Genomic DNA, 22,800 nt, shown 5'->3' on the forward strand with positions numbered 1-22,800 from the left:
GCTGGATGAGGGGGACGGGCGCACCCTCACCCGCCCCTGCAAAGCCGCCCCACCAATATTGTGCACGCGGAGCCGCGAAGACGCGGAGATGTCCGCACTTCTCCAACAATATTCGCGCAGAGCCCGCAAAGACCGCAGAGAGCCAACCGCCGAAGACGGCCTCTCCTCATCCCCTCCGCGCCTCTGCGCCTCCGCGCGAACCCATATCCCGATCGCCCCGCGCAGAACCCCACTCTCGACAAAACACCCCTTCTCCCCACGGGGAGAAGGATACGAAGCCTTGCCGCGCAGCGGCTAGGCGAAGTTGGATGAGGGGAACCGGCGCGAGGTCTGATCATCCCGCAAGCAATTAGCAAAACCCTCATCCTCCCCCGGCGGCGCGGTTTCAGGGCGAAGCCCTGACAGAGGGGGCTCCCCCCTCTCATGAAGCCGCCCCTCACCGTCCGCTTTGCCAACGAGCCATTGGGGGAGATGGCTCAAGCCGACCAAAGTCAGTCACTCAATGATTAATAAATCTGCTCGATGACCGGACTTAACTGGGTTTCATTCCGGCCCATACAGGGGGTCGGGAACAGTCCGCGCAGAGGGCAAATCTGAAAAATCACCCCACAAGTTCCACTCACCCTTAGCTGCATCAAACGATGCCAGTCCCCATTGCGGTGGATCAGGCCAGCCAAACCAATCCCGATCAATCAAAAACAAGGTTTCGTTGCCAAACTCGGCAACGAACCCCGTTCCCGTCTTTCGCGCCCAATCGTGGTCGTATCCGAGTGCGGATATCGCGGGCCAGTCGGTTAAGCCCGCACGCCGCCAAGTAAGTGGCCAGCTTGCGCGTTCGCGATACCCGTTCTTCATAGAACGACATCGCAAAAAACCAGCCCCCCATGGACTTGATCCCCAAAACATCCGCGACTGTGCCTCTTTCCGGTTCGCCCTTTATGCCCCGAAAGCCGCCATTCCGCTATCCCCCCCTTTTCGTCATTCCCGCGAAGGCGGGAACCCATCTCCTGACGTCGCCCCAAGCGCAGCCCCAAGGAGATGAATCCCCGCGTTGACCTTCGGTAGCCCCTCGGATTGCGGGGATGACCCACAGTCGAAAGCCGAAACCCTTCCCCCCTCACATCCCCCGCACCCGCGCCTCGCCCTTCTTCCCCAGCATCAAATCGCTCATAGCCCACACCAAAGCATCGGCCCGATCCGGCGACCGCCCCGGCCCCACATAGCCGCCGCCTGCCAGCAGCCCGCACATCTGGTCCTCCAGCGCCGGGAAGGCCCCGCGATGCGCGACCCGCCCGGCCTCATATAAAGCCGCCACCGGCTCCGCCCGCGCCGCTTTCCCCCGGCTCGCATGGACCAAGGCCACCGGCATCGTCTCCTCCGCCGCGCGCAGCACGCTCGCGACCATCGCGCCGCCATTGTTCGCCTCGGCCACCACCCGGTCCGCGCCATGCACCATCGCCGCCGCCGCGACAGCGCGCGCCCAGCCCTCGGGTCGCTGCCGCTCGACGCTGGCGTCGGCGATCACATAGGCGCGCCCGTCGCCCCCCAGCCCCGCCACCACGATGCCGCAGGCGTCGCCCTCGGCCGAAGCGGGCGGATCGACCGCCACCACGACGCGCCGCAAAATGCCCGGCACATGCGTGACCCGGCACCGCTCGATGAGGTCGCGGGTCCAGAGCGCCCCGTCCACCTCCTCGATCAGCTCGCCGTTCAGCTCCTGCCGCCCCAGCCTTGTCCCGCCATAGCCCGCCTGCATCGCCGCGACGAAGCCGGGGGCGAGGTTCGCCCTATTCTCCGCCGTCCGCCCGCCCGTCACCACCACGCCATCCTCCGCCACCAGCCGCCGCACCAGCGGCACGGGGCGCGGCGTCGTCGTCGCCAGCACGCGCGGATCATCCCCGATCCGCAACCCCATCATCAGATTGTCCCACGCCGCCGGCCCGCTTGCCCATTTGGCGATCTCGTCGGCCCAGCCATGGCTGAACTGCGGCCCGCGCAAGGCTTCCGGCTCGGCCGCGCCAAACAGCATCGCCTGCGCGCCATTGGGCCAGGTCAGCCGCCGCAGCGCCGGCGCATAATCGGGCCGCGCCCACCAGGGCGCAACGCTCAGCACGCCCGACACACCCTCGACCATCACGCTGCGCGCCTCGCCCAGCGTCGCGCCCACCAAGGCGATCCGCGCGGCCGGATCGCGCTCGGCAATGCCGCGCACCCATTCCGCCCCGGCGCGCGTCTTGCCGAAACCGCGCCCCGCCATCATCAGCCACACGCGCCAGTCGCCCGGCGGCGGCAGCTGCGCGGGCCGCGCCTGGAACCGCCAGTCCCAGCCCAGCCGCGCCGCGCCATCCTCGTCCAGCCGACCCAGCAACGCCGCCCGCTCGGCCGCCTCCAGCCGCGCAAGCCACTCCCGATCCGAAACCCGCATCGCCCTCCCCCAATATGCCATCCAAGGACGATTGCACCCATATGGTTCATGACGCCGCGTGCCACCTGTTCCCCGGCGAAAGCGGGGGTCCAGAGCGTCCAGGCGCAAAGCCCGTCATCCGCGCAGCAACATTATTTAACCGATCGTTGGTGGAACGCCCGCCCGCTCCGCGCCATTTTCGCAACCGCACACCAACCATGCAGAAGGACAGCCATGCAGGACGACCGTCATTTCCGTACCCGCAACCTCTTCACCATCATCGGCGCGGCGCTGGTGATCGGCGGCGGCGCGCTCGCCGCCGGCCTGCTCACCGATCGCCCGGCGGTCGTGAAGCCCGCTACCGGCACGGCGCAGGCAATGGCGCTCGCCGCCGACAAGCCCGCCACGCGCTGACCAGGAGCAGGCGCGCGGCCCTCCGCGCGCCTATTGCCGCGGCGCCATGCCGCCGAAGGTCACCAGGCTCTCCGCCCCATCCTTCGCCACCGCAGCGACGCCGATGAAATGGTCGTCCACCACCACATCCTTCAGCAGCGTCTCGGTCGCCCCGGCCACGGTGCGCGCATCGGTCCAGTCCTGCGCGTCCGCGCGCCGCCAATAGACCTTGTACGCTACGGCCCCCGGCACAGCGTCCCAAATGACCCGCGTATCCATCGACAACGCCCCGTCCAGCGACACGATCGCCGGCGCGGCCGGCGCGCTCGCCAGCACCCGCAGCGTCGCGACGTTGAGCGCCGTCACTTTCGCCAGATAGGCAAAATCCATCCCCTCGACCGTGTCGCCATAGACGCGCCCATTCTCGGTCCGCAGATCCTGATGCTGCCGGTCGTAATTCTCGATCCCCACCGAAAAGCGCACAGCCGGATATCCCAGTTCCAGCGACGGGCTATGATCCCCGCCGCGCCCGAACCGATCCGGCCGCCGCACCGCGAACACGTCCAGCCCGATGCCAGGATCGGCCTTCGCGATCCCGTCGATCTTCTTGGCAAGCGCCCGCGACGGTCCATCATCCTCTCCGCCGATCCCACGCCGCGTCAGCCCGGCCTTCGCATCCTCGGACGACCGTATCCCTTCGGAAAACACCCGCACGCGGTCGGCCACGCGATGGCCGTTCTGGCCGATCGTGTTGCCGACGATATCGTTGTTCAGCATCGCCCGCACCTGCCAGCCGCGCGCCTTCGCGGTATCGGCAAGCAGCTTGCCGCCCCACAGCCCCTGCTCCTCGCCCGACAGCAGCGCATAGACGATCGTCCCGTCGAACTTTTCGCCCGCCAGCACCCGCGCCGCCTCCATCACCAGCGCGCTGCCCGACGCATTGTCGTTCGCCCCCGGCGCATCGCTGGTCGCGTTCATGACATCGGTCACGCGGCTGTCGATATGCCCCGCGACGATCACCACTTGGTTCGGATCGCCCGTCCCCTTCTGGATCGCGAGCACATCGACTACCTCGACCCCGTCGGGCGCGCGCGGCCCGCTGAACCGCTGCGCCACCGTCTCGACCGTCAGGCATCCGCCGCAGCCCTTGGAAATCTTCTCGAACTCGGCAGCACCCCACCGCCGCGCCGCCCCGATTCCGCGCTTGGGGTCGGTCGCCGACGACAGCGTATGCCGCGTCCCGAACCCTACCAGCGCCTCGACATTTGCCTTGAGCCGCCCCGCCTCCGGCGCGCGCGCCTGCGCCAGGGCAGGCATCGGGAAAGACAGCGCACAAAGCGCGGCGGCGGACATCGGGAGCGTCTTCATCCCCTCAACCTGACCGCCCACCCCACCAAAGTAAACCTCCCCCTCCTTCTCCCCATTGAGGGAGACGGATACGAAGCCTTGCCGCGCAGCGGCCACGCGAAGTTGGATGAGGGGGAAGCACACCCTCGCAACGCTACTCGCCGAAATCGTGCACGCGGAGACGCGGAGACGCGGAGATGGTCCCAAGGCCCAAAAAGTTCGCGCAGAGCCCGCAAAGTCCGCAGAGTTCACGCCGCGAAAGGCGGCCCCCATCGTCTCCGCGCCCCCGCGTCTCCGCGCGATCCAAAATCCTCAGCGCCCTCTGCGCCTCTGCACGAACAAATTTCACCATCTCACGGACACCTGATCCAACGCCCTTCTTCCCATTTGGGGATAAGGATACGAAGCCTTGCCGCGCACCAGCCAGGCGAAGTCGGATGAGGTGCGCCGCCGCAAGGCTCGCGCGCTGTCTAGCGAGGCAACTTGAAGATCCCTTTCTCTCCGTGCACACGCCTAACCAGCCCCGTCCGTGGTCAGGATCGACTGCAAACGACCAGTTTTCGCCGTTCAGAGTAGCGTTCGTTGGTCGCCATTGCTGACGTGCTTGGTTGATGGCACGATCATATTTATGGCGAAGGGGTCGCGTGATCGTATGTTCAATAGGAAGTCGTTGGCATATCTTGGCATCGCCCCCCTCTGCCTCGCTGGCCTCGTGCAAGCGTGGGTCTTTAATGAAGGGCAACATTGGCCGATGTGGGTTTGGCTTCCGCTGCTGGTGATTGGATTAGGATCGCTGTGGGTGCTCCGTGATCCGCCTGATCCGAAGGCGAAAGCCTTTGATTTCAACCCTCGACGCGGCGCATTTTGCTTCCTTGCCGGGTTTGTCATTTTCCCAATCACAGCAGTCATCAACGCGATTTTTGGCGCTGATCTGTCGATAGCTTCGATGGCTGGGTTCACCTTAGTTGCATCGTGCTTCGCTGGGATAGCGGGCACTTTCACCGAGCATATCGGGATTTGAGCCATGATGGCCGGCGATGTCAGCTTTAGCCATGGCGCAAACGGAAAGTAGCCCGTCCGCTCCCCACCCCATCTCCGTCACGCTACCCGCCCCCCCTCAATCCCTCCGGCTCGTCACCTTCGCCGTCCCGTCGGGCAAAATCTCGATCAGATGCGCGGTGCCGTTGTCGCACTGCGCCTTCCACCCCTTTACGCCATGGGTGAGTGTCGCCCTTTCCGATCCGCTCACCACCGGACATGCCGCGCCGCTCGCGCGGATCGCCTTCTCGAACACGGTGTTGCGGGTCGCCTCGTCCAGCTTTGCCACCTGCGCCGCCGCGCCGGTCTCGGGCGCGGCCATATTCACGTTCGCCGCCGGCTGCTCGCCCTCGCCGCACGCCGCCAGCGTCATCGCCAAACCCAGCATCACCCACCGCATCGCCCGTCCTTCCGCATTCATTCCAGCCCCTTGACTGCCCGCTCGCGCCGCCGCGATCAACTCCCTTCCGCCGCGCGCTCGCGGCTGATCCGGTCGAGCAGCGCATCGACCTGCGCGATCGCCGCCGGCCCGCCCGGCCCGGCCTGCGCCGCCCGCTCGGCGCGCCGCCGCTCCATCCGGTCGCGGTGAAAGGTCAGCAGCCGCAGCGCCACCGCCGGATTGGCCTGGCGCTTCACCTTGCGCGTCTTCACCGCGCCCTCGCCATCGGTCACGACCTCTTCGGTCTCGCTGCCGAACAGCACGGCGCGCATCAGCATCAGCTCGATTTCCGCATAGCCCATTTCCAGCGCCTCTTCCCAGGCGCGGGCAAAGCCGGGGTCGGTCTTCTTACGATGATAGGCGCCGGTGCGGCTACGGCCGATGTCCCGCGCCGCCTCGCTGACGTTGCAGCTTTCGGCGAGCGCGATCAGGAAAGCGGCTTCGTCCGCCGCCGACCAGCCATCCTTGCGCCGGTCGCCCATCTGCGGCTTCGGCTCCGCGCCCTTGCCCCTCGCCTGCCGCCGCTTCACCCGCTCCTCCGTCTCCGCCATGCGCCTCTCCCCGACCCCGGCCGCGCCGACGCGAAAAGGGCCGGCCCCGCCAGGACCAGCCCTTCACCCCGCCGCGTCGGCGACTCACATTTTCCCAATATCCACATCTCTGCCAGAACAGCGTGACGATGTCAAGATAAATGTGCCAAATGGGTTATTTTGTCAGCATCCCCTCAACCGCCGGCCATTCCGCCTCCAGCGCCGCCGCCACGCTCGGCCGCGCCTTCACCGCCGCCAGCCACGCCGAAACCTTGGGCCAACCGCCCTGCTCCAGCCCCTGTGATGCATAGGCGACATTTATCATCGGGCAAGCCACCGCCAGGTCGGCCAGGGTAAAGCGATCCTCGATCAGCCAGCCGCTCTCGGGCAGGACGCCCTCCAGATAATCGTACAGCTTCGGCATATCCTCCGCCTCAGCCTTGTCCGCCGCCGCCAGATCAGGCTCCATCTTCACGAACCGCGCGACCACCCGGTTGAAGAAGATCTTCGCGCCCGCCGCCTGCACGATCGTATCGCCGAACTCCTCATACCATATGGTGCGCGCCCGCGCCTTGGGCGCTGCCGGGATCATCTCCTCGCCGGGCTTCAGGGCATCCATATAGGTTATGATCGCCGTCGAATCGCACAGCAGGAAATCGCCATCCTCCAGCGCCGGTATCTTGCCGAAGGGCGACCCTTTCAGATAGCCCTCGCCGCCCCGGCCGAACCCCGCCGGCTGCACCTCCGCCGCGATGCCCTTTTCCGCTGCGAACACGATCACCTTGCGAACGAATGGCGATGGCCGCGCGCCATGGATAATCATCAGCATCCTCCTGTTTCGTGGTCGGACCGGCAGAATGGCATATCGGTATCATATTGCAACTATTTTCCGCCACGCGGATATCATTTCGACTCCGTAATGATATCCGCGCGGATAGCGCAAACAACTGTCCAACTCGCTGTCCAAATCAACCCCCGCCGGCCCTATTCGCCCGCCCCGTCGGGCACCATGGTCCGCGTATAATCGATCCGTATCCGCACCCAGCTGCCCACCATCACCTTGCCGTTGACGCGCGGCGGCAGCACCAGGAATTGCCAGGCGGCCAGCCGCACCGCCTTGGCGAAACCGGACCCCAGCGGCGATTCCCCCAGCGTCTGGCAATTTTCGACATGATAATGGTCGACCGTCTTGCATGCGACCAGCCCCCAGCCATTGGGCGGCGCGTTGCCCGGGATATAGGGCGACAGTTCGGCATGGCTCGGCCGCCTGTACCATTCCGCCTCGAACAGCTGCACCCCGCCCGGCCCCTCGCCCGGCCCCACCACCGCCGCGCTGTCCCCCTTGCCCGCGCCGGCGCCCACCGCCCCCTTGGGCAGGTTGCCGATGTCGGCCGCCGCCATCTGCTCGCGGCTCAGCGTCAGGAAGGGGAAGGGCGATGGCGGCTGCTCGGCCGGCTTTTCGACAGGCACCGGCGGCCGGATCACCGGCGCGGCGGCCTTTTCCGGGCGCGCCTCGTCCTGCTCGCGCCGCCGCGTCCGCTCGGCCTTGGCCTGGCTGTCATCGGTCTTCTGCCCGGTCTCGACGTCGAACGTGACCGGCAGCCGATCCTCCCGCCGCTCCGGCTCGAAGCGCGGCGACAGGGTGAAGAGCGCCAGCAGCATCAGCAGGTTCAGCACCAGCGCAAACGCCACCCCGCCCGCGCGCTGCCGCACTTTGTCCCAGGGGATGGAAAGGCTGTTCAAATGGGCGACCGGGCTTAAGCTTCTGGCATGGCGTCATGCCCAGACGGCACAGGAAGGTCAACGCCATCCAGCCCCCGCAAAAGCGCTGGCGACCCGGCGCCAGTTGCTTTACGGGCAGGCCGCGATGCTTACGAAGCTCTACCAATGGACGCTGGCGAAGGCCGCGCACCGCCACGCCGAACGCTGGCTCTTCGCCATCAGCTTCCTGGAATCGAGTTTCTTCCCGATCCCGCCGCATCCGCTGCTCGGCCTCATGTGCCTCGCGCGGCCGGAACGGGCGCTGCGCTTCGGCGTCATCTGTACCCTCGCCTCGGTGCTGGGCGGCCTGCTGGGCTACGCCATCGGCCATTTCCTTTATGAGGCGGTGGGGCAGCAGATCATCGCCGCGCTGGGGCTCACCGCCAAATTCCCGATCGCGGCCTGCTATCTGCGCGATTACGGGGCGGAAATCATCCTGATCAAGGGCGCGACGCCCATCCCCTTCAAGCTCATCACCATCACCGCGGGCTTCATCGGCCTCTCGCTCTTCACCTTCCTCTGGGCCAGCATCCTCAGCCGCGCCTTCCAGTTCATGCTGGTCGGCTTCCTCTTTTGGAAATTTGGCCGCCCGATCAAGGCGTTCATCGAGAAATATCTGGCGCTCCTCTCCGCCCTGTTCCTCGTCCTCATCGTCGGCGGGTTCGTCGCCGCCTCGATGCTGAGCGGCGGCGGCGGCAGGAACGACCGGTGCAGCTACGCCACCATGGCCACGATCGGCCGCTGACCGCCGCGATGCAGGCGATCCTGTCCCGACCGAAACGCGCTGCGCTGCTGGCCGGCGTCCTGTCGGCGACCGGGTTCGAGCCGCTCACGCTCTGGCCCGTCACCCTCGCCTGCCTCGCGCTGCTGATAGTCCTGATCGATCGCGCCCCCGACCGCCGCACCGCTTTCCTGCGCGGCTGGCTGTTCGGGGTCGGCCACTTCACCCTCGGCCTCAACTGGATCGCCCACGCCTTCACCTTCCAGGACGCGATGCCCCACTGGTTCGGCTATGGCGCGGTGATCGTGCTGTCGCTCTATCTGGCGGTCTATCCGGGCCTGGCGACGCTTGGCGCGTGGTGGCTCAACCAATCCTCCCCTGTAAGGGGAGGGGGACCACGAAGTGGTGGAGGGGTGTCCCCCTATCGAGAGGGCGACACCCCTCCGTCAGGGCTTCGCCCTGCCACCTCCCCTTACAGGGGAGGATGGTCGCCCCTCCCCCTCTTCCTCGCCGCCACCTGGCTCATCACCGAATATCTCCGCGCCACCCTCTTCACCGGCTTCGCCTGGAATCCGCTCGGCGTTACGCTGCTGCCCACCGGGATTCCCATCGCCGCGACCCTCATCGGCACCTATGGCCTTGGCGCGCTCACCATCCTTGCCGCCAGCGCCATCTTGCTCGCGCTTCGCCGCCAGTTCCGCCCCGCCGCTGTCATCGCAGCCCCCCTCGCCCTGCTCGCTCTCTGGGGCCTGCTCGCCCCCGCCCCGCCTGCCCCGCCCGGAGCCCCCCGCATCCGCATCGTCCAGCCCAATATCGGCCAGGGCGAAAAATACTCCGCCGAGGCCGAAGTCCGCCATTTCCGAACCCTCGCCGCCCTGTCCGGCCAGCCTCGCCCCGCCCCGCGCCTCATCTTCTGGCCCGAAGCCGCGATCCCCGCCTATCTCGACCTGGAGCCCGACTGGCGCGCCCGCCTCGCCGCCTTGCTCGGCCCCGGCGACCTGCTCATGACCGGCGCGGACAAGGTCTATTTCCGACCGGTCACCGAACATGGCGTCACCACGCAAAAGCTCGCCGGCGCAAATAACAGCCTCTGGATCGTGACGCCGCAGGCGACCATCGCCGGCCGCTATTCCAAGGCGCATCTGGTGCCCTATGGCGAATATCTGCCGATGCGGGAGATACTGACCCCTCTCGGCCTCTCCCGCCTCGTCCCCGGCGACGCCGACTTCTGGCCCGGCCCCGGCCCGCAGAGCCTCACCCTCCCCCCCGCCACCGGCCGCCCGCCACTCAAAATGGGCGTCCAGATCTGCTACGAGATCATCTTTTCAGGCCAGGTCATCGACCGCGCCAACCGCCCCGATTTCCTCTTCAACCCCTCCAACGACGCCTGGTTCGGCAGCTGGGGTCCGGTCCAGCACCTCGCGCAGGCCCGCCTGCGCGCGCTGGAGGAGGGCATCCCCATCCTCCGCTCCACCCCGACCGGCGTCTCCGCCGTGATCGACGCGCGCGGCCATGTGCTCCGCTCGCTCGGCCTCAACCGCGCCGGCTATCTCGAATCCGGCCTTCCGCCCGCGCTCCCGCCGACCCTCTTCGCCCGTTTCGGCAACATCCTGCCCTTCCTCTTCGCTGTTCTGCTCTTGGGCGCCGCCATTGCCAGCCGCCGCGGCAGCCGCTAAGGCGTCCGCTGCACATAAAGATTTCTTTATACGCAGACACAGCATCAGACTGGAGCAACCATGCGTTCGACCTACCTTTTCACGTCCGAGTCCGTTTCCGAAGGCCATCCCGACAAGGTCGCCGACCAGATCAGCGACGCCATCGTCGACCTGTTCCTCTCCAAAGACCCCGAAGCCCGCATCGCCTGCGAAACGCTGACCACGACCCAGCTCGTCGTCCTCGCCGGCGAGATCCGCTGCAAGGGCGTCTATGAGAATGGCGAGTGGGCGCCCGGCGCGAAGGAAGAGATCGAAGCGACCGTCCGCAACACCGTCCGCGAAATCGGTTACGAGCAGGACGGCTTCCACTGGAAGACTTTCCGCTTCGAAAACAATCTCCACGGCCAGTCCGCCCATATCGCCCAGGGCGTCGACGCCAGCGGCAACAAGGATGAAGGCGCTGGCGACCAGGGCATCATGTTCGGCTACGCCGCCGACGACACGCCCGACCTGATGCCGGCCACCCTCTATTACAGCCACAAGATCCTCGAAACGATGGCGGCCGACCGCCATTCGGGCGCTGCCCCCTTCCTGGAGCCCGACGCCAAGAGCCAGGTGACGCTCCGCTACGAAGGCAGCAAGCCGGTCGCCTGCACCGCCATCGTGGTCTCGACCCAGCATGCGCCCGGCTATGACCAGGGCGACAAGGAAGCCGAGCTTCACGCCTATGTGAAGTCGGTGGTGGCAAAGGTCATCCCCGCCGCGCTGCTCAGCGACGAGACCGTCTATCACATCAACCCGACCGGCAGCTTCGAGATTGGCGGGCCGGACGGCGACGCCGGCCTTACCGGTCGCAAGATCATCGTTGACACCTATGGCGGCGCGTCGCCCCATGGCGGCGGCGCCTTCTCGGGCAAAGACCCGACCAAGGTCGATCGCTCGGCCGCCTATATCACCCGCTACCTCGCCAAGAACATCGTCGCCGCCGGCCTCGCCCAGCGCTGCACGATCCAGCTCGCCTACGCCATCGGCGTCGCCAAGCCGCTCTCGCTCTATGTCGACACGCACGGCACCGGAACGGTCGGTGACGACCAGATCGAACAGGCGATCGGCAAGATCGAAAAGCTGGGCGGCATGACCCCGCGCGGTATCCGCACGCATCTGGGCCTCAACAAGCCGATCTACCGCAAGACCGCCGCCTACGGCCATTTCGGCCGCACGCCGGAAGGCGACTATTTCCCGTGGGAACGCCTCGACCTGATCGACGACCTCAAGGCCGCGCTGTAAGCAGCGCCAAGCCTTAGGGAGCAAAACGGGCGCCGGCTTCATCCGGCGCCCGTTTTCGTGTCAAACGATCAGAAAATCGGCAGCGCTCAGCGCCAGCCCCGGCGTCAACGTGGCGAACTGCACCGCCGCCCCGCCGGCCGATCCATCCTCGTCGAAGATCAGCGCGCCGCTCGTGCTGTCATAGATGATGCGGTCGCTGGTATCCGCCGCCGCGCCGCCGACGACGAAGGCGTCGGCCGGTAGTGCGCCCTTTGTCCCACGAAACACAGTGCGGGCAAGCAAGATGAGATCATCCCCGACGACAAAGTCGGTAATCCGGTCCACATTGTCCGGCGCCAAAGCTGTGTCGAACAGGAAGCTGTCGCGTCCCGCCTTTCCGGTCAGCAAGTCGTTGCCGTCCCGGCCGGAAATGAGATTGTCGCCCGCATTCCCTGTCAAGACATTGTCCAGGTCATTGCCCGTCAGCGACAGAGCGCGGCCACCCACCAGCCGTACATTCTCGATCCCCAGCAAGTCGGTCAGATCGATCGCGATGCTGGCGACGATCAGATCGGTGCCGTCGCCCGGCGTCTCGACCACCGTGTCGCCCGCACTGTTAACATGGTAGATGTCGTCTCCGGTGCCGCCTATCATCCGGTCTTCGCCACCTTGCCCGACAAGTCGGTTATTCCCGCTGTTTCCCACCAGCAGATTGTCGAGATCATTGCCATAGGCGTCAATATTGGCCCGGCCGATCAGGTAAATCGCTTCGACATGATCGGGCAGGCTATAGTCGATGGCGCTGAAAACGCGGTCGGAATTGCCACCGCCTGCCGCCTCGACCACTTGGTCGCCTGCATTGTCGACCCAATAATCGTCGTCGCCGCCCAACCCAATCATGATATCCGCGCCGTCGCGCCCGGACAGGATGTTGCCGCGATCATCGCCCGTGAGCCTGTCGTCGAAGGCCGATCCCCGGATATTCTCGAACTCCGAAAGCAGGTCGTTCCCCGCTCCGCCGCTCGCTGTCCCGGCGGCCAATGACACCACGACGGCGGCAGCGGCATGTTCGTAACTGACGCTATCGATCCCGTCGCCGCCAAACAGCCGGTCATCATTGCCCAGCCCGCCTTCGATCACGTCGTTGCCAGCAAGCCCGTAAAGATAGTCATTACCAGAATTTCCAGTAATGCGGTTGTCCAACTCATTACCGTCGAATTGATGGAAGTCGCTATCGAGGGCGGTCAGATTTTCGACATTGCGGTCCAGGGTGTACGAACTTTGCTCGGTCCGAACCTCATCCACCCCTTCCCCGGCATTCTCGATGATGTAGCCTTGCAGGTAAGGTGAATTAATTATGTAGATGTCGTCGCCCGTCCCTCCCCGCAAATCTCCTCTGGAAATGCCCCCATCGGCGATCAGAATGTCGTTCCCCGCATCACCGTACAGATAAGCTCCTGGGAATTGCGACCCCGTATTCAGTATGTCGTCGCCATCGCCGCCGTGGATTTCGGTGCTACCATCGCCTGTCAGAACATCATTGCCCGATCCGCCATAATATTCCGCGCGAGCAAAGCCACTATAGGAAATGTTGCCGATGGTGATGCCGTTACGATCGAAGGCGATCGTGCGCCCGATCGTCTCCTGCGACAGGTCGAAAATGATTGTCGCGCCATCGGCAATCGATATGGTCGGCTCAATTGAGCGGATCAGAACCGATCCTCCCAGCAGGTTGATGTTCGTCTGCTCGATATTTTGAAAATCGATTATTCTGGCTTCATAGGAATCACCCGAATCGGGCAAATGCGCGATCTGACCCGAATCGATGACCGTCCGCCGGAACGGCCGTGCCCGCAGATCCAGGTTCAGAACATCATAGCCGTCGCCACCGTCGACTGACGACGTTCCGCCTGCTTCCGTCAGATTGAACACATTATCCTCAGGCCCGCCGACATAGTCCGTCATCATCCATTCTCCACATGGCGCCCGCATCGCCGGTGAGGCGATCGGACATCAAACACAACGCGACCTGCTACTATCCTGCGGCTTTTACATGATAATTCGGCGCATGGCGAGCGATCAGTTCACCGCCGCACTTCACACCACCAGCAAGTCGGCAGCGCTCAGCGCCAGCCCCGGCGTCAACCTGGCGAACTGCACCGCCGCCCCGCCGCCCGACCCATCCGCGTCGAAGAACAGCGCCCCGCTCGCGCTGTCATAGAGGATGCGGTCGCTGGCATCGACCGCCGCGCCGCCGATGACGAAGGCGTCGGCCGGCAGCGCGCCCTTCACGCCGCCGAACACCGTCCGGGCGAGCTGAATATGATCCTCGCCCACCACGAAGTCGGTAATCCGATCGACATTGTCCGGTCCCAGCCGTGTGTCGAACACGAAGCTGTCACGCCCTGCCCCGCCGGTCAGCACGTCGCCGCCGCCGCCGCCCGCCAGCCGATTATAGCCGCTGTTGCCGACCAGAAAATTGGCGAGGTCGTTGCCACGGCCGTCAATACTGGCCCGTCCCAGCAGAAACAGCGTCTCGACTTCGTAAGGCAGCCGATAGTCTATGGCGGCGAACACCCGGTCTTGCCCGCCACCGGCCGCTTCCACCACCCTGTCGCCGGGATTGTCCACCCAATAATCATCGTCGCCGCCCAGGCCGATCATCCTGTCCGCGCCATCCAACCCCGAAAGGATGTTGCCGCCATCGTCACCAACCAGCCGGTCGTCATATGCCGACCCCCGGATATTCTCGAACCCCGCGAGCCGGTCATTCCCCGCGCCTCCCCGCGCCATCCCAGCCGCGAGCGACACGATGACCGCGGCGGCCGCATGTTCGTAGCTGACGCTGTCAACGCCACCCCCGCCCAACAGCCGGTCGTCGCCAGCCCCGCCTTCGATCACGTCGTTGCCGGCATTGCCTACCATTCGGTTGGGCAGGTCGTTGCCGCGCGCCTGTTGCCCCTGGGCTGATAACCCCCGGAAATTCTCCACCCCTGCCGGCAGCACATAGTCCGCCATCCCGGAGCGAACCTCATCCACGCCGCCGCTGGATGCCGCGTCTTCAAGAATCGGTATGGGCTGCTCGAGATAGAAGATGTCATTCCCCTCCCCGCCTTGTATCACAGCGGAACCGAGCTTGTCGGCCAGGAAACGGATCACATCGTCACCCGCTCCACCTTCCAGCAGCGCGTCAGGGCTGCGGCCGTACAGGATGTCGTTTCCTTCGCCCCCGACCAACCCGCCGCCGCCGCCAACGCCGCTGTCCAATATGTCGTCGCCGCCGCCGCCGATGAAAATCTCATAGCCCGCCCCGCCGATCAGCACATCATTGCCACCCCCGGTGGCCAAGGTCAGGCGATCGATGTCCTGGAAGCTGACATTCCCGATATGACTGACCGCATCACGGTCGTAGATAAAGCGACGGCCGGCGGTCTCGTCGGTCAGGTAAAGTGCGAGCGCGCTGCCTGCGCCACCCTCGACACGGACGGCTATATCAGCCGACAATATCTGGAGATACGCGCCCCTCGCGTTGATGGTGAGTTGCTCGATATCGTTGAACTGGACTCGAGCGGACGGTGTGGCGGTGATGAACAATTGATTGCCGGCGAGCGTCGCGCCGAATATGCCCGGCGACGGCGGCTTCAGCATCCCGACAAAATCGATGTTGAGAATGTCATAACCGCCGCCACCGTCGACCTTCGCATCCCCGTCGGCACCGAAGAGATTGAAAATGTCATTCCCGGGCCCGCCGACATAGTCCGTCATCATCCATTCTCCAATCCACCCCATCGGCGGCGTCCGCCTACCGCGATCGCAGTCGCGCAAGCCGTATCCAACTATATGTTTTCCATTTCATTTCCATGGATTGTGCGGGCCGCATCCTCCACCTGCTTGCCCGCCCCCGCCCCGCCCGCTATCGCGCCGCCCCATGACAGCGCATAAATCCGGCGATCCCACCACCTTGAACCGCCTCTACGGCCGCCAGTCGGGGCCAAAGCTGCGTAAGGGGCAGCAGGAACTGGTCGATACGCTCCTGCCCGCCATTTCAGTGCCGGAAGAGGGCGAGGTCACTGCCGCCGCCCTGTTCGGCTATGACCGCCCGCTCCATTTCGAGATCGGCTTCGGCGGCGGCGAGCATCTCGCCTGGCGTGCCGACCTGCTGCCCGATCATGGCTTCATCGGCGCGGAGCCGTTCCTGAACGGCGTGGTCCAGGCGCTGGGGCATGTGCGCGACCAGCATCTCGGCAATGTCCGCCTCCACATGGGCGACGCGCTCCAGGTGCTCTCTCGCATCCCAGACGGGGCGCTGAGTTTCGTCTATTTGCTTCACCCCGATCCCTGGCCCAAGGCGCGCCATGCCAAGCGGCGGATGATGAACCCCGGCCCGGTCGCTATGATCGCGCGCAAGCTGAAGCCCGGCGGCGAGTTTCGCTTCGGCACCGACCACCCGGTCTATCTCCGCTGGGCGCTGATGGTGATGAACGGCCGCCCGGATTTCGAGTGGCTGGCGAGCGAGCCCAGCGACTTCCAGAACCGCCCCGGGGGCTGGCCCGAAACCCGTTATGAGGCAAAAGCCCGCCGGCTGGGGCACGAAGTCTGGTACTTCAGATACCGGCGGATTTAAGCCAAAGCGAGAATCAGCAAAGTCATTATTTTTCTGATGGTTACACCGCCAATTCTGCGAGGCGGTATCCGGTGATATCCGTTGCGGTGATTGTACGGTGATTACAAATGTGGTACCTGAGGTATTGCAATGGCGACCGGAAAAATCACCAAACGAACCCTGGACTCGCTTCTTGGAAGCGGCGTTACCGGCTATCTGTGGGATGAGGATCTGAAGGGCTTCGGGCTTCGGACAAGCTCGACCGGCGCCGCCTCGTACATCCTGCAGTACCGAATGGGCGGACGGGAATCGAAAACTAAGCGCTATACGATCGGCGGACATGGCTCCCCATGGACGCCCGCGACCGCCCGGGAGGAAGCTGGCCGGTTGCTTCGCCTCGTTGCCCAGGGGATCGATCCTGTTGAGGCGGATCAGCAGCGGCGGCGGGAGGCGGTCGACCTCGCCTTTTCGAACTATGCAGACCATTTCTCGAAATCGTGCACCGGCAAGGGTTGGACCACGCTGGTTGTTCGGTCGCTTCGTCTCCACGCAAAGCCAGTCCTGAAGGACAAGCCGCTTCCCAAGATAGTGCGCAGCGACATCGTCTCGGTTCTTGATCGCATGTCCGCGGATCAGGTCGCAAACCGCCGCAACGTGTTTGCTGTGTTGCGCCGGCTGTTCAAATGGGCGGTAAGTCGTGGCGACATTGACCGCAGTCCGATGGAGGGAATGGAAACGCCCCCTGCGGTCACCGCGCGCGAGCGTTGGCTCAGCGATGGAGAACTCGGGCGAATTTGGAAACAGGCCCCGCATACGCATCGGTGCTTTGGGCCGATCGTGCGCCTGTTGATCGTGACGGGGCAGCGCCGCGAAGAAGTGACAAGCCTGGTCTGGGAAGAGCTCGACCGTGAAGAGCGCGAATGGCGCCTGCCTGGCGTCCGCGCCAAGAACGGCGAGCCGAATATCGTGCCTCTGAACGATCTGGCGATTGCCGAACTGGACAAGGTCGCCAAAGGCGAGAGTTGGCCGCGGCGGGGTCGCGTGTTCCCGACTTCCAGTGGTGCGGGCTTCACGGCCTATTCGAAGGGCAAGACGAAGCTAGATAAACTGGTAGCAGCGGATGGCGGTGACGCCCTCCCACCTTGGCGACTGCACGACCTGAGGCGAACGCTTGCGACCGGTTTCCAGCGTTTAGGCGTTCGGTTCGAAGTTACCGAGGCGGTCCTCAACCACGTCGGCGCTTCGCGATCGGGCGTTGCTGGAATCTATCAGAGACACGACTGGAGAGAAGAGAAGCGCGAGGCGCTGCGCGTCTGGAATGACCACATCGCATTGATATTAAAGTCGCAAGATTCGACCCCCCGCGTGCCGGCAAAGAAGATTGCCGCTTAAGCTCAGGCATGCATCGTCACCCGTCGGCGGGTGTCTCGAGCATGAGCTTGAGGTCAATGAAGTCCTTAAGCGCGAGCTGATATTGCACCTCCGCCGCAAAATCCGCCGCGTCCTTGCTGAAATATGATGTGGTCAAGGTCATCGCCGCGGTCACGCGCTCATGCTGGGCAACCCCGTAGAGTGCACGAACGACACCGACATCGACCGGGTTATCGGGCGCGTAGCGTTTGCATTCGACGATGTAGAGGAAAGATCCGAAGCCGTCAGCTTTGGCTAGATAGAGGTCCTTACCGCCATCGCGCGTCTGGGGTGTAATGGTCACCTTATAGCCTTGGCGATGGAAGAGCTCGGCCGAGAGCTCTTCAAATTCGCGCGGCGTCAGGGCGTGAGCTAGCGTCGGATCGCCCTTCACTGCTTTGAGCAGTTCGTCGCTGACGAAGCGGACGTCGGAAATGATCGTCTTCTCTTCGTGGCCGCCGCGGGCAAGCGGACGGCCATAAGGATCAACCAAGCCGGGCACGGCGAGCGGATTGAGCAGGTTAGCGAGCGCATCGAAGTCGCGCACCCCGCCAGACAGCCAGCGTTGCGCCAAGATATTCGCCAAGCGCGGCACACCTTGCGATGCCGCCCACAGCTTACCGAGTATATCGGACGATAAGCGCTCCCCGAGTTGCGCTTCAAGCAGGGCCCCCATCTCGGTGAAATTCAGCGGCAGCACGTGGACCGCGTGGCCCACATTGAGGGGCTTGGTGGTGGCTACGATGGTCGCGAAACGCCAGGGTCCGGTGCCGAGCCTGTTGATGCCCTCCAGGAGATCACCACGGTCCATCCGCTCACCTTCGTCGATGACAAGAAGGTTGCGGCCGGGAGAGGCTCGAAATCTATCGGCGATGACATCGATAGCTTCCATCAGCGGGAAAGATTCGTTCCCGCCGAAATACTCAATCGTGCCGTCGAAGAGGTTCGGTCGCTCGTTCGCTAGCGACTTCAGCAAGGTCGTTTTGCCCGAGCCATGGGCGCCAACCAGCTCGATGATGCGATCGCCGTTGCTGAGGGCAGCAAGCAAATTCTGCATGACCGGCCCGTTCCGGACATAGCCGGGCAACAGTGGTTGCCGCCATTGTTCTTCGAGCGCGCTGGTCATCGCGGCAGCATAAATCATCCGTTTCCGGTGAGATCAACTTGAACCGCGCGCCGATCGGGCGAGAATAATCGACGACGTCAGGCCGCCCCGATATTGGTCGTCGGCAGTGGGAACAATGAACGGCGGTCGCGGTGGTCGAGAAGTCACAGTTACGGGATTTTGAGCAGCAGCTCGATAAGGCACTAGGCGCGCTGCCGAGCCTGCGGTGGTCGAGCACAAGCGCGCTCGGCCTAGCGTCAGAGATTTACGAGATCGGCGCTTTCAAAAAGGGCCCGGGTGGCGCGGAGTGGATCGAGCGCGGTTATGCGATCCTGGCGAGCCATTTCGTCGCGGGCAAGGACGGCTATGAGGCCGAGATTTCGCAGGAAGCCGATGTCCGACAGATTATGGACGATCTCGCCTTCACGCAGCATTACTACATGCTCCGCGAGTATCTCTATTATTCCTACAATGTGCCGGGATCGATGGACTGGACGTTCGATGACGGCAAGGTCGAGATCCGCTTTGCGGACCGTTCGATCCCGCGCCAGTTCTTCACCGTGCACAATGATCAGCTGCTCGGGTCGGAGCACCACTTCCGCGATTTCCACCATTCCGATCAAATCTTGCGGCTGCTCGAGGATGAGCCGGAGGGTGTGGCGACCGCGAACATGCTGGCCGCCGATCCGCTGATGCAGGAGGAAGTCGACCTCAAGCTCGCCGCGTATTTCTCGCTGATCGCGCCCGACAGCCCGATCGATCTTGGCGGCTACAGCTACCAACAGTTTATGAGCGTTTACCGGCTGCTACTTAAGAAGGCGCTGTACCATCGCTACCTTGCGCGCGCCCAGGACGCGGCCGGCGCGATCTACATGCCCGAACAAGATTTGCTTGAGGGCATAAACGAGGAGCTGGGCGTGTCGCCAGACATCGGGCGGCGCATTCTAAAGGATATGGTCTTCGACCGGGATGCCACGGTGGATCGTGTCGATGCGACCTATTTCTCACTCATGCGCGAAGGCGATGGAGATGGGCGTGTCGTCATGCGGCCTCACCATTTCGCAATAGCGGAGGGCCTGGTGAACATTCTCCGGGTAATCGCCCAGCGACGCCCGAACACCTTCCTAGAGCAGGTCAGCAACGAGATCGGCAGCGCCTTCGTCCGGCGCGTGCAGGCAAGCTGGGAGGCGCAAGGATTCATCTGCCACAGTGAGGTGTCTCTCCGGGAGTTCGACGCGACGCTGCCGGACGTCGATCTCATGGTGATCTCGGTTGAGCCGACGCTTGGCTATGTCATCTTTGTCTGCGAGCTGAAATGCCCGGTCCCGCCGCGCTGGGCGAAAGATCAGCTGAAAGTGCTCAACAAGGACAGTGTGTCGAAGGCCTTTCGGCAGGTCGAGGCGCTCCAGCGCTTCATCCGGACCGAAGACGGCGTTCGCTTTCTGTCGCGGATGCTGCCCAAGGAAGGCCATCCACGCTTCGATAGTTTTGTCGTCGCGCTCGATCATTTGGTGATCACCTCGGACAATGCGGGCATGTTCTTCGGCGCGGAAAGCACCAAGGTGATCAATTTCCGCACCCTTGAGCGATTACTCCGGCGATCGGACGGCGATATGGCTTTGATCCAGCATGTCCTGGCAACCTATGCCGAACATGCCGACGCCGCGCTGGTGACCACCATGGTCGAGTTCCCGCTTGGGCCGCTGACCGTCGCCTACGAAGGCGTGACACACGGTCCCTTGCTCGAATTCCCCCAAGGCCATTGGCGTAGCGACCCCGAACTGGAATCGAAGATCGATGCCTATGTCGACGAGGGCCTGCATCCGCATGACGTACTCGAGCTACGGCCACCAGACATGGTGGTGGTCGATCACCGCAGGAGTGGTGGCGAGGCGAAAGACGAGAGGGCATGACAACGCCAAACATTCCCGAGACGACTCCTGATGCCGAGACAGGCATCAAGCTGCGCATCCTCGTCGACACGTGCGTCTGGCTCGATGTCGCAAAGGACTATCGCCAGCGAGCGACGATCGCCGCGCTTCAGCAGATGGTGGAGAGCGACGCGGTTGAGTTGATCCTTCCCAGGCAGGTCGTCGAGGAATTTGCACGGAACAAAGACCGGATTGTCGGCGAGGCGCGCCGAAGCCTGTCTTCGACGATCCGTCGCGTCAAAGACGCGCTGACGGCGCTTGGCGGCGAGGATCGCAAGGCAACGCTGGCTCAACTGGATGATGCCGACCACCAGATCACGACGCTGGGCAGCGCCGTGAACGACTCGATCGGAAAGGTCGAAGCGCTCTTCGCCTCGGCGAAGATCATCGAAACTTCGGACACCGCGAAGCTTCTCGCGGCGGAACGCGCCCTGAAGAAGCAGGCGCCTTTCCATAAGACCAAGAACAGCATGGGGGACGCGATTCTCGTTGAGCTATATGCGGAGGCGCTCGCCGGGAGGCAGGACAGTGAGGCCCTCGCTTTCGTCACGCATAATAAGCAGGACTTCAGCGACATGGGGGTGGATGAGCGCCGCCCCCATCCGGATCTGGCCGGTCTGTTCGACTGCACCAGGTCAATCTACGCGCTGAACCTGGCTGAGCTTCTCAACGATTTCGCACCAGAGTGGATGGAGGATCTCAAGTTTGACTATGAATGGCAGCAGGAGCCGCGCCGGCTTTCGGAAATTCTCGAGGCCGAGCATCTGCTTTTTCGCCAGATCTGGTACAACCGGCACTGGAATACGCGGATCGCGATCGAGGAGGGGCGCGAGAAGGTCGTCGCCGAGAAGGATTATTCTCGATCTCCCTATAAGCCCGGCGAAATCCTCGACAGCGTATGGGCACGCGCGCTGGAAGCTGCGAAGCGGACCGAGGATGAAGTCGGCCTCGATAATTTGGGTCCCTGGTCCGATTTCGAATGGGGCATGCTCAACGGGAAGCTGAGCGCGCTGCGCTGGGTCCTCGGAGACGAATGGGACATGCTCGACACATGATCTGCGTGGCGGAGGATTGAGACGGATGTACGGCTTTCCTCCTGGCGCGATCTGGCCCGCCGAAGATGAGGACTCGATCCAGATCCGCGAAGTCTACTCGCGCTACGGCTTGGCGATGTATCAAGCGCAGGTGCTGGAGCATGGTATGGTCAACGCGGTCATCGTCGCGCGGATGCTCCCCACGATGCGCGAGCATAGCGATCGATCGGCTTGGGAGGATGCTTTCGACCGCGCTTATGATGTGGAGCTGGCCAAGACGTTCGGCAACATGCTGCGGGCCTTGGAGCCACTTGCCCTCCCCGATGATCTGATGGTTCGGCTACGAGCGGCAAAGATCGAGCGCGACCACCTCGCGCATCGTTTTTTTCGCGAGCATGACGAGGATTTTCTAGGCAAGGCCGGCCGGACACGCATGATCGCCGAATGCGAGGCGATCATCGAACGGCTGTCGGTCATCGACACGGAGCTTGAGGCCCTCATGCAGCCACTGCGCGAGCGCTATGGCATCACCGCTGAGTGGATCGAGGGGCACATGGCCGCTGCCATCGCGGCGGCCGAGGCCGCGCCGAGGGCCTAACCGAGCGCCAGGTGCGCTAAAGCGCCATGGCCGTCTGCACCGCGCGTTTTCCCGCCAATCTCCTCGACCGTGAAGGTGCGCGCCGGGGGCGTGGCCAACAAATCGATCTCGGGAATTTTTGCGTCGAGCCAATCCTTCACCTGCCTTCGCAGAATGAGCGCACCGTGCCGCTCCTGATAGTTCGACACCTCAGGATTTGCGGCGACGGTGATGATCCGGAAGGACAGCGGCCAATCGCCCATCGCTTGTTCCCAGACGCCAGCGAGATAGAAGAAATTCCCATCGTCGAGCTTCACGCGGTAGCGCTTTTCCCCGACCTTCATCTGAAATTCCGATGCTGGGATCAGACAACGATGGCTCGGGAACGTCTTGCCCTCGGAGCGCACGAACCTAAACTGGACGCCATCGCTGAACCGTGGATTGGATCCCCAGCGCGCTTTAATCAGTTGGGGTCGTCCCGGTTCATCCGGTTTGTACCGCACGATCGGCCGGAGATTGTCTTCCGGCGCGTCGGCTTCAAACGGGGTCGCGGTTGCGTCCATTGTTTGGAACATAATAAGAACGA

At 63.9% G+C, this 22,800-nt stretch carries 21 protein-coding genes; 10 read left to right on the plus strand and 11 right to left on the minus strand.

All coding sequences use genetic code 11. The annotated features are described in order from the left end of the window. Positions 1-543 precede the first annotated feature (543 nt). Positions 544-855, minus strand: a complete 312-nt coding sequence (locus ACETPF_RS03100) for a hypothetical protein (RefSeq protein ID WP_373932797.1) — start codon at positions 853-855, stop codon at positions 544-546. A 262-nt stretch (positions 856-1,117) separates the two neighbouring features. Continuing rightward, positions 1,118-2,425 carry a DNA-packaging protein gene (locus tag ACETPF_RS03105; protein WP_373932798.1) on the minus strand — a complete coding sequence of 436 codons (1,308 nt, stop codon included), beginning with the start codon at positions 2,423-2,425 and terminating at the stop codon, positions 1,118-1,120. Positions 2,426-2,638: 213 nt separating this feature from the next. On the opposite strand from ACETPF_RS03105, the gene ACETPF_RS03110 reads away from it, so the two are divergent. Then, positions 2,639-2,818, plus strand: a complete 180-nt coding sequence (locus ACETPF_RS03110) for a hypothetical protein (protein WP_373932799.1) — start codon at positions 2,639-2,641, stop codon at positions 2,816-2,818. Positions 2,819-2,848: 30 nt separating this feature from the next. On the opposite strand, the gene ACETPF_RS03115 is transcribed toward ACETPF_RS03110, so the two are convergent. Next, positions 2,849-4,165 carry a M28 family peptidase gene (locus tag ACETPF_RS03115; RefSeq protein WP_373932800.1) on the minus strand — a complete coding sequence of 439 codons (1,317 nt, stop codon included), beginning with the start codon at positions 4,163-4,165 and terminating at the stop codon, positions 2,849-2,851. 508 nt (positions 4,166-4,673) lie between these two features. Between ACETPF_RS03115 and ACETPF_RS03120 the strand changes: the two genes are divergently transcribed. Beyond that, positions 4,674-5,165, plus strand: a complete 492-nt coding sequence (locus ACETPF_RS03120; RefSeq protein ID WP_373932801.1) for a hypothetical protein — start codon at positions 4,674-4,676, stop codon at positions 5,163-5,165. A gap of 96 nt (positions 5,166-5,261) precedes the next feature. On the opposite strand, the gene ACETPF_RS03125 is transcribed toward ACETPF_RS03120, so the two are convergent. The 4 genes from ACETPF_RS03125 to ACETPF_RS03140 form a co-directional block, all read right to left on the minus strand. Next, a complete protein-coding gene (locus ACETPF_RS03125) occupies positions 5,262-5,603 on the minus strand; it encodes a hypothetical protein (RefSeq protein ID WP_373932802.1) in 342 nt (113 codons plus the stop codon). 35 nt (positions 5,604-5,638) lie between these two features. Then, entirely contained in the window at positions 5,639-6,172 is a 534-nt protein-coding gene (locus tag ACETPF_RS03130; RefSeq protein WP_373932804.1) for a hypothetical protein, read from the minus strand. Between the two features lie 154 nt (positions 6,173-6,326). Then, a complete protein-coding gene (locus ACETPF_RS03135; protein WP_373933056.1) occupies positions 6,327-6,974 on the minus strand; it encodes a glutathione S-transferase family protein in 648 nt (215 codons plus the stop codon). A gap of 161 nt (positions 6,975-7,135) precedes the next feature. Next, entirely contained in the window at positions 7,136-7,843 is a 708-nt protein-coding gene (locus tag ACETPF_RS03140; protein ID WP_373933057.1) for a hypothetical protein, read from the minus strand. 175 nt (positions 7,844-8,018) lie between these two features. Here ACETPF_RS03140 and ACETPF_RS03145 point away from each other — a divergent pair, with 175 nt between their 5' ends. Genes ACETPF_RS03145 through metK form a run of 3 tightly spaced genes read left to right on the plus strand, consistent with a single transcriptional unit; the run spans position 8,019 to position 11,575 of the window. Next, positions 8,019-8,657: a YqaA family protein gene (locus ACETPF_RS03145; protein WP_373933058.1), complete on the plus strand. Its 639-nt coding sequence runs from the start codon at positions 8,019-8,021 to the stop codon at positions 8,655-8,657. A gap of 8 nt (positions 8,658-8,665) precedes the next feature. Continuing rightward, positions 8,666-10,309, plus strand: coding sequence for an apolipoprotein N-acyltransferase (lnt, locus tag ACETPF_RS03150; RefSeq protein WP_373933059.1), 1,644 nt, complete (start codon positions 8,666-8,668; stop codon positions 10,307-10,309). A gap of 60 nt (positions 10,310-10,369) precedes the next feature. Further along, positions 10,370-11,575: a methionine adenosyltransferase gene (gene metK, locus ACETPF_RS03155; RefSeq protein WP_373932805.1), complete on the plus strand. Its 1,206-nt coding sequence runs from the start codon at positions 10,370-10,372 to the stop codon at positions 11,573-11,575. A 60-nt stretch (positions 11,576-11,635) separates the two neighbouring features. Here metK and ACETPF_RS03160 read toward each other — a convergent pair whose 3' ends face one another. Further along, positions 11,636-13,522 carry a calcium-binding protein gene (locus ACETPF_RS03160; protein ID WP_373932806.1) on the minus strand — a complete coding sequence of 629 codons (1,887 nt, stop codon included), beginning with the start codon at positions 13,520-13,522 and terminating at the stop codon, positions 11,636-11,638. Between the two features lie 129 nt (positions 13,523-13,651). After that, positions 13,652-15,322 carry a calcium-binding protein gene (locus ACETPF_RS03165; protein ID WP_373932807.1) on the minus strand — a complete coding sequence of 557 codons (1,671 nt, stop codon included), beginning with the start codon at positions 15,320-15,322 and terminating at the stop codon, positions 13,652-13,654. Between the two features lie 160 nt (positions 15,323-15,482). On the opposite strand from ACETPF_RS03165, the gene trmB reads away from it, so the two are divergent. Both trmB and ACETPF_RS03175 read left to right on the plus strand, forming a co-directional pair. After that, positions 15,483-16,178 carry a tRNA (guanine(46)-N(7))-methyltransferase TrmB gene (gene trmB, locus ACETPF_RS03170; protein ID WP_373932808.1) on the plus strand — a complete coding sequence of 232 codons (696 nt, stop codon included), beginning with the start codon at positions 15,483-15,485 and terminating at the stop codon, positions 16,176-16,178. Between the two features lie 129 nt (positions 16,179-16,307). Further along, entirely contained in the window at positions 16,308-17,549 is a 1,242-nt protein-coding gene (locus ACETPF_RS03175; protein WP_373932809.1) for a tyrosine-type recombinase/integrase, read from the plus strand. 16 nt (positions 17,550-17,565) lie between these two features. Here the strand turns inward: ACETPF_RS03175 and ACETPF_RS03180 are convergent, their stop codons facing one another. After that, positions 17,566-18,693, minus strand: coding sequence for a restriction endonuclease (locus ACETPF_RS03180; RefSeq protein ID WP_373932810.1), 1,128 nt, complete (start codon positions 18,691-18,693; stop codon positions 17,566-17,568). Positions 18,694-18,824: 131 nt separating this feature from the next. Between ACETPF_RS03180 and ACETPF_RS03185 the strand changes: the two genes are divergently transcribed. The 3 genes from ACETPF_RS03185 to ACETPF_RS03195 are packed head-to-tail and all read left to right on the plus strand — an operon-like array spanning position 18,825 to position 22,235. Beyond that, complete coding sequence (locus ACETPF_RS03185; protein WP_373932811.1) at positions 18,825-20,585, plus strand: hypothetical protein; 1,761 nt, start codon at positions 18,825-18,827, stop codon at positions 20,583-20,585. Next, positions 20,582-21,658, plus strand: a complete 1,077-nt coding sequence (locus ACETPF_RS03190) for a PIN domain-containing protein (protein ID WP_373932812.1) — start codon at positions 20,582-20,584, stop codon at positions 21,656-21,658. The genes ACETPF_RS03185 and ACETPF_RS03190 overlap by 4 nt, the downstream gene beginning before the upstream one ends. A 25-nt stretch (positions 21,659-21,683) precedes the next feature. Next, entirely contained in the window at positions 21,684-22,235 is a 552-nt protein-coding gene (locus ACETPF_RS03195) for a hypothetical protein (RefSeq protein WP_373932813.1), read from the plus strand. Here the strand turns inward: ACETPF_RS03195 and ACETPF_RS03200 are convergent. Then, positions 22,232-22,777, minus strand: a complete 546-nt coding sequence (locus ACETPF_RS03200) for an SOS response-associated peptidase family protein (RefSeq protein WP_373932814.1) — start codon at positions 22,775-22,777, stop codon at positions 22,232-22,234. The two genes, ACETPF_RS03195 and ACETPF_RS03200, sit on opposite strands and share 4 nt — an antisense overlap. Between the last annotated feature and the right edge of the window lie 23 nt (positions 22,778-22,800).

It is taken from the genome of Sphingobium agrisoli, assembly GCF_041877245.1.
In the GTDB taxonomy this organism is placed as follows: Bacteria; Pseudomonadota; Alphaproteobacteria; order Sphingomonadales; family Sphingomonadaceae; genus Sphingobium.

Coding starts and splice junctions, on each gene's coding strand:
- ACETPF_RS03165 (WP_373932807.1), bottom strand. CDS start 15,322: ATGATGACGGACTATGTCGGCGGGCCCGGGAATGACATTTTCAATCTC.
- ACETPF_RS03115 (WP_373932800.1), bottom strand. CDS start 4,165: ATGAAGACGCTCCCGATGTCCGCCGCCGCGCTTTGTGCGCTGTCTTTC.
- ACETPF_RS03110 (WP_373932799.1), top strand. CDS start 2,639: ATGCAGGACGACCGTCATTTCCGTACCCGCAACCTCTTCACCATCATC.
- ACETPF_RS03125 (WP_373932802.1), bottom strand. CDS start 5,603: ATGAATGCGGAAGGACGGGCGATGCGGTGGGTGATGCTGGGTTTGGCG.
- ACETPF_RS03200 (WP_373932814.1), bottom strand. CDS start 22,777: ATGGACGCAACCGCGACCCCGTTTGAAGCCGACGCGCCGGAAGACAAT.
- ACETPF_RS03105 (WP_373932798.1), bottom strand. CDS start 2,425: ATGCGGGTTTCGGATCGGGAGTGGCTTGCGCGGCTGGAGGCGGCCGAG.
- ACETPF_RS03195 (WP_373932813.1), top strand. CDS start 21,684: ATGTACGGCTTTCCTCCTGGCGCGATCTGGCCCGCCGAAGATGAGGAC.
- ACETPF_RS03135 (WP_373933056.1), bottom strand. CDS start 6,974: ATGATTATCCATGGCGCGCGGCCATCGCCATTCGTTCGCAAGGTGATC.
- ACETPF_RS03100 (WP_373932797.1), bottom strand. CDS start 855: ATGAAGAACGGGTATCGCGAACGCGCAAGCTGGCCACTTACTTGGCGG.
- ACETPF_RS03180 (WP_373932810.1), bottom strand. CDS start 18,693: ATGACCAGCGCGCTCGAAGAACAATGGCGGCAACCACTGTTGCCCGGC.
- lnt (WP_373933059.1), top strand. CDS start 8,666: ATGCAGGCGATCCTGTCCCGACCGAAACGCGCTGCGCTGCTGGCCGGC.
- trmB (WP_373932808.1), top strand. CDS start 15,483: ATGACAGCGCATAAATCCGGCGATCCCACCACCTTGAACCGCCTCTAC.
- ACETPF_RS03130 (WP_373932804.1), bottom strand. CDS start 6,172: ATGGCGGAGACGGAGGAGCGGGTGAAGCGGCGGCAGGCGAGGGGCAAG.
- ACETPF_RS03160 (WP_373932806.1), bottom strand. CDS start 13,522: ATGATGACGGACTATGTCGGCGGGCCTGAGGATAATGTGTTCAATCTG.
- ACETPF_RS03190 (WP_373932812.1), top strand. CDS start 20,582: ATGACAACGCCAAACATTCCCGAGACGACTCCTGATGCCGAGACAGGC.
- ACETPF_RS03145 (WP_373933058.1), top strand. CDS start 8,019: ATGCTTACGAAGCTCTACCAATGGACGCTGGCGAAGGCCGCGCACCGC.
- metK (WP_373932805.1), top strand. CDS start 10,370: ATGCGTTCGACCTACCTTTTCACGTCCGAGTCCGTTTCCGAAGGCCAT.
- ACETPF_RS03175 (WP_373932809.1), top strand. CDS start 16,308: ATGGCGACCGGAAAAATCACCAAACGAACCCTGGACTCGCTTCTTGGA.